The organism is Sulfitobacter sp. W002 (assembly GCF_025142135.1).
GTDB lineage: Bacteria > Pseudomonadota > Alphaproteobacteria > Rhodobacterales > Rhodobacteraceae > Sulfitobacter > Sulfitobacter profundi.
Map to the genome: position 1 here is coordinate 1,939,462 of NZ_CP081126.1, position 15,883 is coordinate 1,955,344.

17 protein-coding genes are annotated in these 15,883 nt (G+C 60.2%); 9 read left to right on the forward strand and 8 right to left on the reverse strand.

The window, feature by feature from the left end:
* The first annotated feature begins 14 nt into the window (after positions 1 to 14).
* The 8 genes from K3758_RS09565 to K3758_RS09600 all read left to right on the forward strand — a co-directional run bounded on the left by K3758_RS09565 (position 15) and on the right by K3758_RS09600 (position 7,571).
* Positions 15 to 1,055, forward strand: a complete 1,041-nt coding sequence (locus K3758_RS09565) for a substrate-binding domain-containing protein (protein ID WP_120351081.1) — start codon at positions 15 to 17, stop codon at positions 1,053 to 1,055.
* A 71-nt stretch (positions 1,056 to 1,126) separates the two neighbouring features.
* Positions 1,127 to 2,623 (forward strand): phosphate ABC transporter permease subunit PstC, encoded by a 1,497-nt coding sequence (gene pstC, locus K3758_RS09570; RefSeq protein WP_409202600.1) that lies wholly within the window; start codon positions 1,127 to 1,129, stop codon positions 2,621 to 2,623.
* A complete protein-coding gene (pstA, locus tag K3758_RS09575; protein ID WP_259944292.1) occupies positions 2,620 to 3,975 on the forward strand; it encodes a phosphate ABC transporter permease PstA in 1,356 nt (451 codons plus the stop codon). The genes pstC and pstA overlap by 4 nt, the downstream gene beginning before the upstream one ends.
* A gap of 16 nt (positions 3,976 to 3,991) precedes the next feature.
* The gene (pstB, locus tag K3758_RS09580) at positions 3,992 to 4,789 is read left to right on the forward strand and encodes a phosphate ABC transporter ATP-binding protein PstB (protein ID WP_120351083.1); all 798 of its coding nucleotides are present in this window, start codon (positions 3,992 to 3,994) and stop codon (positions 4,787 to 4,789) included.
* Positions 4,790 to 4,793: 4 nt separating this feature from the next.
* The gene (gene phoU, locus K3758_RS09585; protein ID WP_067628605.1) at positions 4,794 to 5,501 is read left to right on the forward strand and encodes a phosphate signaling complex protein PhoU; all 708 of its coding nucleotides are present in this window, start codon (positions 4,794 to 4,796) and stop codon (positions 5,499 to 5,501) included.
* Positions 5,502 to 5,505: 4 nt separating this feature from the next.
* Positions 5,506 to 6,195, forward strand: a complete 690-nt coding sequence (phoB, locus tag K3758_RS09590; RefSeq protein WP_093926199.1) for a phosphate regulon transcriptional regulator PhoB — start codon at positions 5,506 to 5,508, stop codon at positions 6,193 to 6,195.
* Positions 6,196 to 6,378: 183 nt separating this feature from the next.
* Entirely contained in the window at positions 6,379 to 6,816 is a 438-nt protein-coding gene (aroQ, locus tag K3758_RS09595; RefSeq protein ID WP_259944297.1) for a type II 3-dehydroquinate dehydratase, read from the forward strand.
* Positions 6,816 to 7,571 (forward strand): LuxR family transcriptional regulator, encoded by a 756-nt coding sequence (locus tag K3758_RS09600; protein WP_259944298.1) that lies wholly within the window; start codon positions 6,816 to 6,818, stop codon positions 7,569 to 7,571. Before aroQ ends, K3758_RS09600 begins: the two co-directional genes overlap by 1 nt.
* A gap of 308 nt (positions 7,572 to 7,879) precedes the next feature.
* Here K3758_RS09600 and tsf read toward each other — a convergent pair whose 3' ends face one another.
* The 5 genes from tsf to K3758_RS09625 all read right to left on the reverse strand — a co-directional run bounded on the left by tsf (position 7,880) and on the right by K3758_RS09625 (position 11,810).
* A complete protein-coding gene (gene tsf / locus K3758_RS09605; protein WP_120351087.1) occupies positions 7,880 to 8,755 on the reverse strand; it encodes a translation elongation factor Ts in 876 nt (291 codons plus the stop codon).
* 98 nt (positions 8,756 to 8,853) lie between these two features.
* Positions 8,854 to 9,729, reverse strand: a complete 876-nt coding sequence (rpsB, locus tag K3758_RS09610; RefSeq protein ID WP_259944300.1) for a 30S ribosomal protein S2 — start codon at positions 9,727 to 9,729, stop codon at positions 8,854 to 8,856.
* 155 nt (positions 9,730 to 9,884) lie between these two features.
* Positions 9,885 to 10,721, reverse strand: a complete 837-nt coding sequence (locus tag K3758_RS09615; RefSeq protein WP_259944302.1) for a 1-acyl-sn-glycerol-3-phosphate acyltransferase — start codon at positions 10,719 to 10,721, stop codon at positions 9,885 to 9,887.
* Positions 10,718 to 11,476: a GNAT family N-acetyltransferase gene (locus tag K3758_RS09620; protein WP_259944303.1), complete on the reverse strand. Its 759-nt coding sequence runs from the start codon at positions 11,474 to 11,476 to the stop codon at positions 10,718 to 10,720. The genes K3758_RS09615 and K3758_RS09620 overlap by 4 nt, the downstream gene beginning before the upstream one ends.
* 148 nt (positions 11,477 to 11,624) lie before the next feature.
* The gene (locus K3758_RS09625; RefSeq protein ID WP_259944304.1) at positions 11,625 to 11,810 is read right to left on the reverse strand and encodes a DUF3553 domain-containing protein; all 186 of its coding nucleotides are present in this window, start codon (positions 11,808 to 11,810) and stop codon (positions 11,625 to 11,627) included.
* Positions 11,811 to 11,839: 29 nt separating this feature from the next.
* Here K3758_RS09625 and K3758_RS09630 point away from each other — a divergent pair, with 29 nt between their 5' ends.
* Positions 11,840 to 12,442 (forward strand): histidine phosphotransferase family protein, encoded by a 603-nt coding sequence (locus K3758_RS09630; protein ID WP_259944305.1) that lies wholly within the window; start codon positions 11,840 to 11,842, stop codon positions 12,440 to 12,442.
* A 3-nt stretch (positions 12,443 to 12,445) separates the two neighbouring features.
* On the opposite strand, the gene K3758_RS09635 is transcribed toward K3758_RS09630, so the two are convergent.
* From K3758_RS09635 to obgE, 3 genes are read right to left on the reverse strand one after another with little or no spacing between them, the layout of a single operon-like run.
* On the reverse strand, positions 12,446 to 13,711 hold the full coding sequence (locus K3758_RS09635; protein WP_259944306.1) for a glutamate-5-semialdehyde dehydrogenase: 1,266 nt from the start codon (positions 13,709 to 13,711) through the stop codon (positions 12,446 to 12,448).
* 33 nt (positions 13,712 to 13,744) lie between these two features.
* Positions 13,745 to 14,851 (reverse strand): glutamate 5-kinase, encoded by a 1,107-nt coding sequence (gene proB, locus K3758_RS09640; RefSeq protein ID WP_259944308.1) that lies wholly within the window; start codon positions 14,849 to 14,851, stop codon positions 13,745 to 13,747.
* Entirely contained in the window at positions 14,839 to 15,873 is a 1,035-nt protein-coding gene (obgE, locus tag K3758_RS09645; RefSeq protein ID WP_067936061.1) for a GTPase ObgE, read from the reverse strand. The genes proB and obgE overlap by 13 nt, the downstream gene beginning before the upstream one ends.
* Positions 15,874 to 15,883 lie beyond the last annotated feature (10 nt).

Sequence of the window (15,883 nt, forward strand, 5' to 3'; positions counted from 1 at the left end):
TGACAGGAGATATCATGTCACTCGCAAAACTCACCACTTCCGCCCTGGCGATTGCCGCCGTATCCGCAACTGCCGCTGCCGCGCGTGACCAAGTACAGGTTGCCGGTTCCTCGACCGTGCTGCCCTATGCCTCCATCGTCGCCGAAGCCTTTGGCGAAAACTTTGACTTCCCGACACCGGTCGTGGAATCGGGCGGCTCTTCGGCTGGCCTCAAGCGTTTCTGCGAAGGCGTGGGCGAGAACACCATCGACGTGGCCAACGCCTCGCGCCAGATCAAAGAAGCCGAAGTGGCGGCCTGTGCCGAAAACGGCGTGACCGACATTATCGAAGTGCGCGTCGGCTATGACGGCATCGTCTTTGCCTCCGACATCAACGGCGAAACTTTTGAGTTCACGCCGGTCGATTGGTACAAAGCCCTGAGCGCCAAGGTTGTCGTAGACGGCGAAGTGACTGAAAATCCCTACACAACTTGGGATCAGGTCAACCCCGACTTCCCCGCCCAACCGATCCAAGCCTTCGTTCCCGGCACCAAGCACGGCACGCGCGAAGTGTTCGAAGACAAGGTGATCCTCGCGGGCTGCGAAGAAACCGGCGACTTTGAGGCCTTCCTCGAAGCGGCGGACGGCGACAAGAAAGCCGCCGAGAAAGAGTGCATCAGCCTGCGCACCGATGGTAAATCCGTCGACATCGACGGCGACTACACCGAAACGCTGGCACGCATCGAAAGCAACCAAGACGGCATCGGCGTCTTTGGTCTGGCCTTCTATGAGAACAACACCGACAAGCTGCAGGTTGCCACCATGGGCGGCGTTGAGCCAACCACCGAGAGCATCGCCTCGGGTGACTACCCAGTCTCGCGCCCACTGTTCTTCTACGTCAAGAAAGCCCACATCGGCGTGATCCCCGGTCTGAAAGAATACGCTGAGTTCTTCGTTGCAGACGAAGTTGCTGGCCCCGACGGCCCGCTGGCCGAATACGGTCTGGTGTCCGACCCCGAGCTGGCCGACACCCAGTCCGTGGTTGCCGACGAGACCGTCATGGGCAGCGGTTCCTAAACCTAACCTAAACGACGCCGGGGGCGGGCAACTGCCCCCGGTTTTTCGCTTTTTGATCCACCGGGGGACATGTGGGACAAATACTGACAACAGGCGCGGTGCTGCCACTGGTCATCCTGATCGCGGCTTTGGCACTGGGCGGCTACTTCCTTGCGCGGGGTCGGGCTTTGGCCTCTGCCCAAGGCGACAGCCGCAATCTGCATTCGCTGCCAAGCTATTACGGCTATAACGCGGTGATGAGCGTGGCAGTGCCCGCGCTTTTGGTTCTGGGCCTCTGGCTGCTGGTGCAGCCGATGCTGGTGCAATCTTCGGTGGTCGACATGATCCCTGCCGAGGCTGTGCCCGAAGGATCTTCCGTTAACCTGATCATGAGCGATGTACGCCGGTTGGCCGATGGGCTGGATGCGGCGGTCTCTGCCGGTGCTCTCAGCGCAGGCGACGCGACGGACCTATCTGCCGCGGACGATCTGCGCGCATGGCTGGCCGAACGCGGCGTCGCCATCGGGGCCGAGATCAGCCCCGAAGTCCTCGCTGCCGCGCAGGCCTACCGCGAGATGACGGCCACGGGCAATTTCTGGCGTAACATTGTCGTCGCACTCATCGCCTTGATCGCGCTTTTTCTGGTGCTGCGCGAAACCGATGCCGAATTCCGCGCGCGCAACCGGGTCGAGGGTGGCATCAAAGCGCTGCTGATCCTTGCGGCCTCCCTCGCGATCCTGACCACCGTGGGCATTGTGCTGTCGATGCTGTTCGAGACGATCAACTTCTTCAACCTGCATCCGTGGACCGATTTTTTCTTCGGCTCGTCTTGGGCGCCGAACTTTCGCGGGGACAGTGACCTGTCGATCCTGCCGCTGCTTTGGGGGACGCTCTATATCTCTTTCATCGCGCTGCTGGTGGCTGTGCCCATCGGGCTCTTCGCCGCGATTTACCTAAGTGAATATGCCGGTCCCAAAGTGCGCGCCACAGCCAAGCCGCTGCTGGAGATCCTCGCTGGTATCCCCACCATCGTTTATGGTCTCTTCGCGCTGCTGACGGTTGGGCCGTTCCTTGTGCAAGTCTTTGGCCGGGGGGATGCGGGGCTGCTGGGCGTTGACTGGATGTCTGGCGCGACCTCGGTCCTGACCGCTGGTTTGGTCATGGGCATCATGCTGATCCCTTTCGTCTCCTCCCTGTCGGACGACATCATCAACGCGGTGCCCCAGTCGCTGCGCGACGGCTCCTTCGGCTTGGGTGCCACCCAGTCTGAGACGATCCGTCAGGTCGTGATCCCCGCCGCTTTGCCGGGCATCGTCGGGGCCGTTTTGCTGGCCGCCAGCCGCGCCATCGGTGAGACGATGATCGTCGTGCTGGGGGCAGGGGCCATCGCCCGCATCTCGGCCAATCCGCTGGAAGCCATGACCACCATCACAACCCGCATCGTTAGCCAGTTGACCGGGGACAGCGATTTCGCCAGCCCAGAAACGCTGGTGGCCTTTGCCCTTGGCCTGACCCTCTTCGTCCTGACCTTGGGCCTAAACGTGCTGGCCCTCTACATCGTGCGTAAATACCGGGAGCAGTACGAATGAGCGATATCCCCAACCCCGCAGCCCCTTTTGCAGACCCGCGCGGTGCGTCCCTGCTGGTGCAAGACGGGCGGACCAAACGCCGCAACGCCGCCGAGGGCCGTTTCAAGCTCTATGGTATCATTGCAATCTTCATCGGCCTGCTGATGCTGCTGACGCTGCTTTTCACCATCATCTCGCGCGGTACCGGCGCGTTCCAGCAGACCTATGTGACGCTTTCCGTGCCACTTCTCGAGGACAAGCTCGACAAGAACGGCAACCGTGATCTGGAAGACATTAAAAAGGTCTCGACCTTCGGCTATTCACCTTTGCTGAAAGCGGCCTTTGAAAACAAGGTCGAAGCGGCGGGGATCGAGACTGATCTCAAGTCGAAAGACATGGCTGACATCCTGTCGAAAGACGCCGCAGCACAGCTTCGCGATCATGTTCTGGCGAACCCAGAGTTGATCGGGACCGCCGCCGAGTTCGAGTTCCTGACCAATAGCCGCGTCGATGGCTATCTCAAGGGCCGCGTGACCCGCGAAAGCATCGCCAATGACAAGAACATCAGCGCCGAACAGCTTGATTTTGTAGATGTTTTGATTGCTGACGGCAGCCTCGAAAAGCGCTTTAACCTCGACTTTATCACCGGGGCTGACGCCTCTGACGCGCGGCCCGAAGCGGCGGGCATGGGGGTGTCGATGATCGGTTCCTTTGCCATGATGCTGGTGGTGCTGGTGCTGGCGCTGCCCATCGGTGTCGCGGCCTCGATTTACCTCGAAGAATTCGCCCCCAAGAACTGGATCACCGACATCATTGAGGTGAATATCAGCAACCTCGCGGCGGTCCCGTCGATCGTCTTTGGTATCCTCGGCCTTGCGGTCTTCATCAACTACATGCACCTGCCGAACTCTGCGCCCTTGGTCGGTGGTCTGGTGCTGACACTGATGACGCTGCCGACGATCATCATCTCGACCCGCGCCTCGCTGAAATCCGTGCCACCTTCGATCCGGGATGCGGCGCTTGGGGTAGGGGCCTCGAAAATGCAATCGGTGTTCCACCATGTGCTGCCCCTCGCCGCACCGGGCATCCTGACGGGGACGATCATCGGGCTTGCCCAAGCCCTTGGCGAAACGGCACCTTTGCTGCTGATCGGCATGGTGGGCTTCATCGCCTCCAACCCGCCGGAAAGCATCGCCGAAGGGCTGATGGCCCCGAACTCCGCCATGCCGGCCCAGATCTACGAATGGGCCAAACGCGCCGACCCGGCCTTCTACGAACGTGCTTGGGGCGGTATCATCATCTTGCTGGTGTTCCTGATCACGATGAATGCCATCGCCGTGCTGCTGCGCCGCCGCTTTGAGCGACGCTGGTAAACAAAGGACGGGACCCATGAAAGACAACAGATATTCGGAGAGTGACGTGACAACCCAACCCGTCAAGATCGCGGCCCGCAATGTGCAGGTCTACTACGGTGACAGCCACGCCATTCGCGACGTGGACATCGACATCAACGACAAAACCGTGACCGCCTTTATCGGGCCCTCGGGCTGCGGCAAGTCGACTTTTCTGCGGTGTATCAACAGGATGAACGACACAATTGATGCGGCCCGCGTGACCGGTGACATCCGTATCGACGGCGAAGATATCTATGACAAGCGTGTCGATCCGGTGCAGCTGCGCGCCAAGGTGGGCATGGTGTTCCAAAAGCCGAACCCGTTCCCCAAGTCGATCTATGACAATGTCGCCTATGGCCCGCGCATCCACGGGCTGGCGCGCAACAAGGCCGATCTGGACGATATCGTCGAGCAAGCCCTGCGCCGTGGGGCAATCTGGAACGAGGTGAAGGACCGTCTGCACGCGCCGGGCACTGGCTTGTCGGGTGGACAACAGCAGCGTCTGTGCATTGCCCGCGCCGTGGCCACAGAGCCAGAAGTCCTGTTGATGGACGAACCATGCTCCGCGCTTGACCCGATCGCCACCGCGCAAGTCGAGGAATTGATTGACGAATTGCGTCAGAACTATTCCGTCGTGATCGTCACACACTCCATGCAGCAGGCCGCACGGGTGAGCCAGAAAACCGCCTTCTTCCACCTTGGCAACCTTGTGGAATTTGGCGACACCGACGATATCTTCACGCGCCCCCAAGACCCGCGCACCGAAAGCTACATCACCGGCCGTATTGGATAATATCATGTCAGATCAACACATTGCATCAGCATTCGACCGCGATCTGGAAGCGGTTCAGGCCCAGATCCTCAAAATGGGCGGCTTGGTCGAAGACGCCATCCGCCGCGGTGCCCAATCACTTGAAACCCGCGACGAAGAGCTCGCCAATGAGGTGCGGGCAGGGGACAAGGCCATCGACGGGCTGGAAGAGCAGATCAACGAAAGCGCCGCCCGCGTCATCGCTTTGCGTGCGCCCACGGCCATTGACCTGCGGCTGACATTGAGTGTCATCAAGATTAGCGCCAATCTCGAACGTATTGGCGACTATGCGAAAAACATGGCCAAGCGCAGCAGCGTGCTGAACCAGATGGAGCCGGTCAGCGACAGCACCGGTGCGATCCGCCGCATGGCCGGCGCGGTGGAAGCGATGCTGAAAGACGCGCTTGATGCCTATATCCAGCGCGACGCCGATCTGGCGCGTGACGTGATCACCCGGGACGAAGATGTCGACCAGATGTATAATGCGCTGTTCCGCGAATTCCTGACCTTCATGATGGAAGACCCGCGCAGCATCACCGCCTGCATGCACCTGCATTTTATCGCCAAAAACGTCGAGCGTATGGGCGACCATGTCACGGCCATCGCAGAACAGGTCGTCTATCTGGTGACCGGTGAGACGCCTGAGGACGACCGGCCCAAGGCCGACCGCACCTCGATCACCACGAAGGACTGAACCGATGGACGTGACCCGACCACAGGTTTTGCTGGTAGAAGACGAACCCGCGCAACGTGAGGTATTGGCCTACAACCTCGAAGCCGAGGGCTTTGAGGTTCGGCGCGCCGAGGATGGTGAAGAAGCCATGCTGCTGGTGTCAGAGGCCGCACCTGATCTGGTAATCCTCGATTGGATGATGCCCTTGATGAGCGGCATCGAAGTCTGCCGCCAGTTGAAGTCGCGAGAGAGCACTCGGCATATCCCGGTCATCATGCTCTCAGCGCGATCCGAGGAAGTGGACACCGTGCGGGGTCTTGAGACCGGCGCGGATGACTATGTGATCAAGCCGTACAACCTGCGCGAACTCATGGCGCGGGTCCGTACGCAGTTGCGGCGCACGCGACCAGCAGCCGCAGGCGCGCTGCTCAGCTTTGATGACATCCAGCTTGATCCAGAACGCCACCGCGTAAGCCGTGCGGGCAGTGAACTGAAACTTGGGCCGACAGAATACCGGCTGCTGACAACGCTGCTTGAGAAACCCGGCCGCGTGTTCAGCCGCGACCAGTTGCTCGACCACGTTTGGGGCCGCGATATCTATGTCGACACGCGCACTGTGGACGTTCACATTGCACGACTGCGCAAGGCGTTAACCCGTGAAGGCGGTGGTGATCCAATCCGTACCGTACGGGGCGCGGGCTACGCCTTGGGCTAAGGCATTCGGTTCACCCTTAGGATGCCATTTATTTACATAATACTGATTATGCGTTTCACATATTACGGTATCGGCCCCGTTGTTGCGATCTTCTCGCCACAGTAGCACCTCAATGCCACCTGACGCTGGACAGCGCCAGTTTCGCTCCGCTAACACTATCTAGATGTTTTAAAGCGAGTGATTATGGCCTCTGTACTTATTTTGAACGGCCCGAACCTGAACCTGTTGGGCACGCGGCAGCCTGAGGTCTATGGCAAGACGACCTTGGCGGATGTCGAAGCTCTCTGCGCGGCGGAAACCGCGCGGCTGGGGTTGGAGATGCAGTTTGCGCAGTCCAACCACGAAGGCGCATTGATCGACATGATACATGAGGCACGTGGCCAACATGCGGGCATCATTCTGAATGCTGGCGCCTATACGCATACGTCGATCGCGCTGATGGATGCCATTGCCTCTGTCGAGCTGCCTGTGGTCGAAGTGCATTTGAGCAATATCCACGCCCGTGAGAGCTTTCGCCATAGGTCCTACATCGCCCCTGTGGCCATCGGACAAATCTGCGGTTTCGGTGTACACGGCTATGTTTTGGCCATCCAAGCCCTTCAACGTTGTATTGTAAGCTAATGAATTTGCGCGATTATCTTCATCAAATCGCGCATAGCCCGACAATCGAAGAACTCTGGGATGCCCATACACGACAGATGGCTGACTATGGGTTTGACCGGCTGATCTACGGGTTTACGCGCTACCGAACGCCGACTTCGCTGGGGGATCCGGCGGATTTTGTTATTCTGAGCAATCAAAGCCCGGAGTATCTTAACGGCTATCTTCATAGCGGGCTGTACTTCAACGCGCCTATGCTACGGTGGGCGCTGAACAACGAAGGCGCTTGTAGCTGGGGCGCCCTGCCCGAGATCACGCATGGCGATGACCTGTCGGAATCCGAGAAACGTGTGGTTGATTTCAATGCGCGGATGGAGGTGACCGCGGGCTACACGATCAGTTTCCGCTCAATCTCGGCGCGGTCCAAAGGCGCGATCGCCTTGACGGCACGGCGTGGCCTGATCCAGGACGAGGTCGATGCGATTTGGGACGAGCATGGCGCCGACATTCAGTTGATGAATGAAATCGCACACCTAAAGATCCTCTCCCTGCCCTATAGCAGCCCCAACCGCAGCCTCACGCGGCGCCAGTTGGAGGTGCTGCAATGGGTCGGAGATGGCAAGACAACGCAGGATATCGCCCTGTTGATGGGTCTGACAGCCCCCACTGTCGAAAAGCATCTGCGCCTTGCCCGAGAGGCGCTGTCGGTTGAGACGACAGCTCAGGCGGTGCTGAAGGCCGCTTTTGCGAACCAGATGTTTGTGATGGATCCGTAATATATTAGGGTATGGAATACCTTACTGGCACCTCAGGTAGTAGATGGCCATGGTCCGCCAGTATCGCGGGTGTTCGCATCAACGGTACGACGGGCTCTAAATCCTTGTAATACCAGGGCGCTTTTTGGTCCGCCGGTTTCAGTCAGGTTTATTTTTCACCTGGCTGACCGGATCCCTACCCTTCCCAGATACTCTCTGTTCACGGCCCCTGAGCGTGCTCATTGGCAGCAACGCCGCGCGTATTCTCGCAACGAAAAAAGGGCGGCGCATCGGAATGCACCGCCCCTTATTCAATATGACGAAAAGGCTTAGCCTTTCGCGGCTTTTGCCACTTCTGCTGCGAAGTCTTCTTTGATGACTTCGATGCCTTCGCCAACTTCCAGACGCACGAAACCGGTGATGGTCGCGCCCGCTTCTTCGGCAGCTTTGCCGACGGTCAGATCAGGGTTCACAACGAAGGACTGGTTCACCAGCGTCACTTCGGACATGTACTTCTGCATCCGGCCAGTGATCATTTTCTCGATCACGGCTTCGGGCTTGCCGCTTTCACGAGCGATGTCCATCTGAACTTGCTTTTCTTTCTCGACCACGGCTGGGTCCAGATCAGCTTCGGACAGCGACGCAGGGTTCACAGCAGCGATGTGCATCGCGATCTGCTTGCCCAGTTCCTCGTTGCCACCGTTCATGGCGACCAGAACACCGATCTTGCCCATGCCAGGCGCGGCTGCGTTGTGCACGTAAGAGACAACGGTCTCGCCTTCGATGCTCTGCATGCGTCGCAGGGACATGTTTTCGCCGATTTTGGCGATGGCGTCGGTCAGCGTGGTTTCAACGGATTTGCCATTGATCTCAGCCGCTTTCAGCGCTTCGACATCGTCCACTTTCAGCGCTGCATCGGCGATGTTGCTGACCATGGATTGGAATTCGGCGTTCTTGCCAACGAAGTCGGTTTCGGAGTTCACCTCAACCGCGACACCGCGGCTGCCTTCGACCTTAACAGCCACAAGACCTTCGGCTGCGGTACGGCCGGATTTCTTCGCCGCTTTGGCCAGACCTTTGGTGCGCAGCCAGTCAACAGCGGCTTCCATGTCGCCGTTGCTTTCTGTCAGTGCCTTTTTGGCGTCCATCATGCCTGCGCCGGTGCTGTCGCGCAGTTCCTTGACCATGGATGCTGTGATTGCCATCTCTTGGTTCTCCTTTGGAAATCGGGTACAGGCCCAAGGCCCGCTACTGGTGGAAATCGGGGCAGGTTACCCTGCCCCGTGTTTCAAGTCCGTGACGCTTAGCCTTCGGCTTTTGCGACGGTCTCTTTCTTGGATTCGATGTCCAGCGGCGCGTCTTTGCCCATGGCATCGTCATGCAGGGTCTCTTCGGAAGCGTTGCCGATTTCGACGCCGGTGCTTTCTTCGCTTACGGCTTCTTCTTCGGGGGCTTCTTCCATGGCGCCCAGATCAACGCCTGCCGCACCTAGCTGAGCGGACATGCCGTCCAGAGCGGCGCGCGATGCCAGATCGCAGTAAAGCGAGATGGCGCGTGCCGCGTCGTCGTTGCCGGGGATGATGTAGTCAACGCCGTCGGGCGAGCAGTTGGTGTCAACCACGGCCACAACTGGGATGCCCAGTTTGTTGGCTTCGGCGATGGCCAGTGCTTCTTTTTTCACGTCGATGACGAAAAGCAGGTCAGGACGACCGCCCATTTCGCGGATGCCGCCCAGCGATGCTTCCAGTTTGTACTGGTCACGCTCCATACCAAGACGCTCTTTCTTGGTCAGGCCTTCAAAGCCGCGCTCGGACTGCTCATCGATGTTTTTCAGACGGTTGATCGACTGCGAAACGGTCTGCCAGTTGGTCAGCGTGCCGCCGAGCCAACGGTGGTTCATGTAATACTGTGCGCATTTCTCTGCGGCTTCGGCGATCGGCTGAGCAGCCTGACGCTTGGTGCCAACGAAGAGAACGCTGCCGCCTTTGGCGACGGTGTCACGGATGACTTTCAGCGCATCGTCCAGCATAGGGACGGTTTGCGTGAGGTCCATGATGTGGATGCCGTTGCGCGCGCCGTAGATGTACGGGCCCATGCGGGGGTTCCAGCGCTGTGTCTGGTGACCAAAGTGTACGCCTGCTTCAAGCAGTTGGCGCATGGAGAACTCAGGAAGAGCCATGTCTTTATACCTTTCCGGTTTAGCCTCATCGGGGGTATGACAGCGTCATGCTGCCAACCGGCGGACGTTTTGGGATTTCTCCCCAAAAGGCCCAACCCCGACTGCGGGTTCAAGTGAGGCGCATATATGCCAGCGCGCGCCGCAGCGCAAGGGGCTTATTGCAGGCCCGACCGGGGATCAGCATGCCTTGCCCGCACGATCGCCTCGCAATGTTGCGCCAGCGCCTTGCGCCCGGCGAAATCGGCTACCGGCAGCGGCGGGTGATAGACCACCTCGATCGCCCCCTGTTTTCGCGCGGCCAGTGTCGTCAGCAGATGCGCCCCAAAGGACATATCCCCCCACCATCCGTAAAACCGCGGGTCTTCGCCCTGAGGCGCATGGTAGATCACACTCACCGGCTGAACCGCGATCTCGTCACGCAAGGCCGGATCGAAAAAAGCCTCGAAAAGCGTTGTTTTGAAGGGCAGCACTTGCAGCCCGTCGGTGCTGGTGCCCTCGGGGAAGAACAGCAGCTTATGCCCCGCCAACAGGCGTGTCCGAAAAACCTCTGTCTGGCTGCGCGCTTCGGCCCGGTCGCGGCGGATAAAGACCGTCCCCGTGGCCCGTGCCAACCAACCGATGCCGGGCCAGCCCGCGACTTCGGATTTAGAGACGAAATAGATCCGTTTGGCCGCGTTCAGCGCGAAAATATCCAGCCACGACGTATGGTTGGCCACCACCGCGCCGCGCCGCTCCATCGGGGTGCCCCGTCTGACAAAGCGCATGCCAAGCACCCAGAATGCGGCTCGGCATACCATTTGCGTGATATGGGGCGTGATGGGCCGGTGCAGGCCGAAAATTGGCCGCTCGATCAGCCGCAACAGCAACAAGACCACCAGCCCGCCAAAGACCAAAAGCGCCAAGAGCACACCGCGCAGCGCCATGCGCAACATCCCCCCGAGGGTCAGGTGCCGCTTGGGCGGTGGCTGGTCGCTGTCCCAGGTCGTGGTCATCCAGCGCCCCCGCCATAGAACCGCGCCTGACGCGCGCTCATCTGCTTCGTATCTAAGATCAGGCAGACATCCGTGGTGTTAAAGGCACGGTCGATATAGGCCCCCTCGCCCACGGTGCCGCCGAGCCGGAGATAGGCTTTGATCAGGCTCGGCACGGCCAGCATGGCTTTGCGCCGGTCAAGCTCGGCCTCAGGGATCAGGTCCATCGGTGTGATTTCACGGGCGCGCACGCGCAGGTCTGCGGGCGCCAAATGCCGGTGATGCAACAGCGAAAGCGGTTCGGCCAAGGCGGCCGTATCCGTGCCGTGAAAGCTTGCCACGCCGAACAGAACCTCGATTTCATGCTCGGCCACATAGCGCCCGAGCGCGGCCCAAAGGTGGTGCATCGCCATGCCGCCCCGATAGACAGGATCAAGACAAGACCGTCCCAATTCCAGTAACTTACGCCCCGAATTCTTCAGCTGCGTCAGATCGTATTCCGTCTCTGAATAGAACCCGCCTGCCCGCGCGGCCATATCCCCGCGCATCACCCGGTAAACGCCCGCAAGCTTGCCATTGCGCAGATCAGTCAAAAGCAGATGATCAAAGTAAGGGTCGAACCGGTCTTGCTCCAGCCCGGCGGTGTGATCCACCATCGGCCCGCCGCCGCCCAGCTCGCGCACGAAGACATCATAGCGGAGCCGCTGCGCGGCCTGCACATCAGCGTCCGTCTGCGCCAGTCTGACCTGAAAATCTGCTGCAACGCCCCGCGGCATCGGCCAATCCTATGCCCGAAATGAAAGTCTTCGCCTGATAGGCAATCGACTGGCAAGGCGCAACAGTTGCAAGGAAAGCGAAAACCGGTTACTCTCCTTATGGTTGCTTAAGGAAAATTTTCTTCCACCGTTAAGGATTTGGAAAGGGTCATCCCTCATCAAAGACCGGCATTAATTCCAAACGAAAGCTGTCTATGACCACCTTACCCTGGTCACGAAAGTTGACCGTCACCTTGCCGCAGATGTTGCTTTGCACTTGGCCCGTGCCCCATTCGGGATGCTGCGGGTGCATGACCAGCATGCCCGGCGTCAGCAGCGCGTTCAGATCATCCATGCCGTTTCCAATCATCCTAAGGGGCCACCATGGACCAGTTTAACATCGACCTGCCCGCGCTGATCGGCAGCCGCATCTGCCACGACTTGATATCGCCAATCGGCGCCATCAACAACGGGCTTGAACTGCTTGAAATGGCTGGCACCGGGGCCGCGCCGGGGCCAGAGCTTGCCCTGATCGGCCAAAGTGTCGAAAGCGCCTCGGCCCGTATCCGGTTTTTCCGCATCGCTTTCGGGGCCGCTGGCGATCAGACCATGGGCCAGAATGAGGTGACATCGATCCTGCGCGATCTCTATACCGCCTCACGGGTTGAGATTGACTGGCAGATCACAAGCCCCCAATCGCGCAACTGCGTGCGAATGGCGTTCCTGTCGCTGCTTTGTATGGAGACGGCTTTGCACCATGGCGGGCGGATCACCATTACCGTTGAGGCTGGCCAATGGCGTCTGCATGTCGAAGCCGACAAGATCGCGATAGACCCCGCACTTTGGGCGCTATTGTCTCAGCCGAATCCGGACCAGTCGCTACAACCTGCGCAGGTTCAATTCGCGCTCTTGCCTATTTTGGCCCAAGCGCAGGGGAAAGAAATCACAGTCAACAGCGCTGTGACGGTCCTCACCCTGTCTTTCTAAGGGTCAGCCGCGCACCGTTCCCGCGCCCCGCACAAGGTACTTAAAGCTCGTCAACTGCGCTGCACCGACGGGGCCGCGGGCGTGCAGTTTGCCCGTGGCGATGCCGATCTCCGCACCCATGCCAAACTCCCCCCCATCCGCGAATTGAGTGGAGGCGTTGTGCATCAGGATCGCCGAGTCCAACCCGTTGAAGAAGTCCGCCGCGGTCTCAGTATTTTCGGTCAGGATACAATCCGTATGACCCGAGCCGTACTGGCGAATATGGGCCATGGCGGTCTGAACATCCGGCACGACGCGCGCCGCCACGATCATGTCGAGGTACTCCTGACCCCAATCCGTCTCGCTGGCCGGAACCGTGCCGGGGATATCCTGCAGCGCCGCATCGGCGCGCACCTCGACACCGGCATCAATCAAGGCCCGGATCACGCCTTGGCCAATGGTCTTGGCGATACCCTCATGGATCAACAAACACTCCGCCGCGCCGCATATGCCCGTGCGCCGTGTCTTGGCGTTCAGCACCACTTTAAGCGCTTTTTCCGGGTCGGCCTCGGCGTCGATATAGATGTGGACGATCCCTTCGAGATGGGCAAAGACCGGGACGCGCGCCTCACGCTGCACCAGCCCAACAAGCCCCTTGCCGCCCCGCGGCACGATCACGTCGATGGTATCGGTCATGGTCAGCATTTCCCGCACCGCCGCCCGGTCGCGTGTCGGCACCAGTTGCACCGCATCCTCGGGCATGCCCGCATCCCGCAACCCCTGCTGCAGGCAGGCGTGGATGGCGCGCGAAGAATGAAAGCTTTCAGACCCGCCGCGCAGGATCACCGCGTTACCGGCCTTGAGGCAAAGCGCACCCGCATCCGCCGTTACATTCGGACGCGATTCATAGATCACGCCGATCACGCCAAGCGGGGTCCGAACACGCTGAATGTTTAGCCCCGAAGGCTGGTCCCATTCGGCGATGATCTCTCCCACCGGGTCTGCCTGCTCCGCGACCGAACGCAGCCCGTCGACCATGCCGCGAATGCGGCCCTCGTCCAGCATCAGCCGGTCCATCATCGCATCCGACAGACCTTTATCGCGAGCAAAGTCGAGGTCCTGCGCATTGGCGGCGATGATCTCGGCCCGGTTCTTCCAAACGGCATCAGCGGCGCTGATCAATGCGGCATGTTTACGCTCTGCCGTGGCACTTGCCAGACGCGCTGCTGCGGCGCGGGCGCGGGCCCCGATATCGGCCATCAATTCAGAGATATTTTCGATGTCGCTCATAGTCTTATGCCCCTGCCTTAATCTTCCGAGCGCCTAGAGCGCCATGTCGTCTCGATGGATCAAGGCCGCCCGCCCGGGATAGCCCAGCAGGGCCTCGATCTCTGCGCTTTTGTGGCCCTTGATCTGCCCGATCTCTTCGGCGGAATAGCGGCTGAGACCATGGCCCACGGCATGCCCCGCCGGGTCGTACATGGCGATGCTGTCACCGCGCTCAAAACGGCCTTCGACGGCTGTCACCCCCGCGGGCAACAGCGATGTGCCCCGCGCCAAGGCCGCGACCGCGCCGGCGTCCACAGTGACCGCCCCGCGCGGTTTCATCGCGGCGATCCAACGTTTGCGCGCGGCCTGCGGATCGCTCTGCGCGCTGAACCACGTGGCATTCGCCCCACCTTCAAGCGCAGTGAGCGGGCGCGAGACGAAACCATCGGTGATCGCCATCGCGCAGCCTGCCGTGGTCGCCGTGCGCGCGGCCATCAGTTTGGTCTTCATGCCACCTTTGGACAAACCCGACCCGGCATCGCCCGCCATCGCCTCAATCTCGGGCGTGATACTGTCGATCACATCATAGCGTTGCGCAGTGGGATCCTGCGAAGGATTGGCGCTGTAGAACCCATCCACATCGGAAAGCAAGATCAACTGGTCCGCCCCCACTGTCACCGCGATCTGCGCCGCGAGACGATCGTTATCGCCAAAGCGGATTTCATCGGTCGCGACCGTGTCATTCTCATTCACGATCGGCACGACGCCAAGCGAAAGCAACTGCTCAAGCGTGGCGCGGCTGTTGAGGTATCGGCGACGGTTGGCACTGTCTTCCAGCGTGACCAAGACCTGCGCGGTCGTGATGCCATGGGGGGCGAGGACCTCTTCGTAAGCCCGCGCTAGGCGGATTTGCCCGACAGCCGCCGCCGCCTGTGCCTGCTCCAGCGCCAAGACAGTCGGCGGGAGGCCTAAAACACCCCGCCCAAGTGCGATGGAGCCCGAGGAAACCAGTACAACGTCGCAGCCCAACCCTTTGAGCCACAACACATCCTGCGCCAATCCGGTCAGCCAGTCCCGGCGCAAATTACCGCTGTCGCGGTCCACCAAAAGGGCGGAGCCGATCTTGATAACGACACGGCGGGCGGTGCTTAGGGTTGCCAAGGCGTGTCTTCCTCGGTGGTACGGAAGCGCAGGCGGTCGTCATCGATGTTTTGGCGCAGGGTCCGCAACACTTCGGTCACGCCTTCACCGGCGACACTGGACATCATCATCACCTCGCCGCCGCAAGCTTTTTCCAAGTCACTCAAACGACTTGCCCGCTCTTCTTCATCCAGCGCATCAACTTTATTCAACACCGTGACGCGCGGCTTTTCCGCCAGATCGCCGCCATAGGCTTCCAGCTCGCCAATGATGGTATGGTAATCTTCCGCCACAGTCTCGGACGTGCCGTCGATCAGGTGCAGCAATACCGCGCAACGCTCGACATGGCCGAGGAACAGATCGCCCAGCCCGCGCCCTTCGGAAGCGCCTTCGATAAGACCGGGAATATCGGCTACGACGAATTCTGTGTTATCGACACCAACCACTCCAAGGTTCGGATGCAGCGTGGTGAAAGGGTAATCCGCGATCTTTGGCCGCGCGTTCGATGTCGTGGCCAGGAAGGTCGACTTACCCGCGTTCGGCAGCCCCAGCAGGCCCACGTCGGCGATCAGCTTGAGCCGCAGCCAGAGCGTACGGTCCACGCCCTCTTGGCCCGGGTTCGAACGGCGCGGCGCTTGGTTGGTGGCGGATTTAAAGTGTAGGTTGCCCCAGCCGCCATTGCCACCACGCGCAAGCTGCACGCGCTGGCCCAACTCGGTCAGGTCGGCGATAACCGTTTCCTGATCCTCGTCGAGGATCTCCGTGCCGACGGGCACACGCAGGATGATGTCGTCGCCATCCTTGCCGGTGCGCTGTTTGCCCATGCCGGGCTGGCCGTTCTTGGCAAAGAAGTGCTGCTGATAGCGAAAATCGATCAGCGTGTTCAGCCCATCCACCGCCTCGGCCCAGACTGAGCCGCCGGTGCCGCCATCGCCGCCATCCGGACCGCCATATTCGATGTACTTCTCGCGCCGGAACGACACACAGCCGCCGCCCCCGGCACCGGATCGGATATAGACTTTGCACAGGTCGAGAAACTTCATGGTCTTGCCT

What these genes read in the sequence shown, in the direction of transcription:
- tsf (WP_120351087.1), bottom strand. Translation starts at nt 8,755, where the DNA reads ATGGCAATCACAGCATCCATGGTCAAGGAACTGCGCGACAGCACCGGC.
- aroQ (WP_259944297.1), top strand. Translation starts at nt 6,379, where the DNA reads ATGGCCTCTGTACTTATTTTGAACGGCCCGAACCTGAACCTGTTGGGC.
- pstB (WP_120351083.1), top strand. Translation starts at nt 3,992, where the DNA reads ATGAAAGACAACAGATATTCGGAGAGTGACGTGACAACCCAACCCGTC.
- K3758_RS09635 (WP_259944306.1), bottom strand. Translation starts at nt 13,711, where the DNA reads ATGAGCGACATCGAAAATATCTCTGAATTGATGGCCGATATCGGGGCC.
- pstA (WP_259944292.1), top strand. Translation starts at nt 2,620, where the DNA reads ATGAGCGATATCCCCAACCCCGCAGCCCCTTTTGCAGACCCGCGCGGT.
- phoB (WP_093926199.1), top strand. Translation starts at nt 5,506, where the DNA reads ATGGACGTGACCCGACCACAGGTTTTGCTGGTAGAAGACGAACCCGCG.
- K3758_RS09600 (WP_259944298.1), top strand. Translation starts at nt 6,816, where the DNA reads ATGAATTTGCGCGATTATCTTCATCAAATCGCGCATAGCCCGACAATC.
- K3758_RS09625 (WP_259944304.1), bottom strand. Translation starts at nt 11,810, where the DNA reads ATGGATGATCTGAACGCGCTGCTGACGCCGGGCATGCTGGTCATGCAC.
- K3758_RS09615 (WP_259944302.1), bottom strand. Translation starts at nt 10,721, where the DNA reads ATGACCACGACCTGGGACAGCGACCAGCCACCGCCCAAGCGGCACCTG.
- K3758_RS09565 (WP_120351081.1), top strand. Translation starts at nt 15, where the DNA reads ATGTCACTCGCAAAACTCACCACTTCCGCCCTGGCGATTGCCGCCGTA.
- K3758_RS09620 (WP_259944303.1), bottom strand. Translation starts at nt 11,476, where the DNA reads ATGCCGCGGGGCGTTGCAGCAGATTTTCAGGTCAGACTGGCGCAGACG.
- phoU (WP_067628605.1), top strand. Translation starts at nt 4,794, where the DNA reads ATGTCAGATCAACACATTGCATCAGCATTCGACCGCGATCTGGAAGCG.
- obgE (WP_067936061.1), bottom strand. Translation starts at nt 15,873, where the DNA reads ATGAAGTTTCTCGACCTGTGCAAAGTCTATATCCGATCCGGTGCCGGG.
- rpsB (WP_259944300.1), bottom strand. Translation starts at nt 9,729, where the DNA reads ATGGCTCTTCCTGAGTTCTCCATGCGCCAACTGCTTGAAGCAGGCGTA.
- K3758_RS09630 (WP_259944305.1), top strand. Translation starts at nt 11,840, where the DNA reads ATGGACCAGTTTAACATCGACCTGCCCGCGCTGATCGGCAGCCGCATC.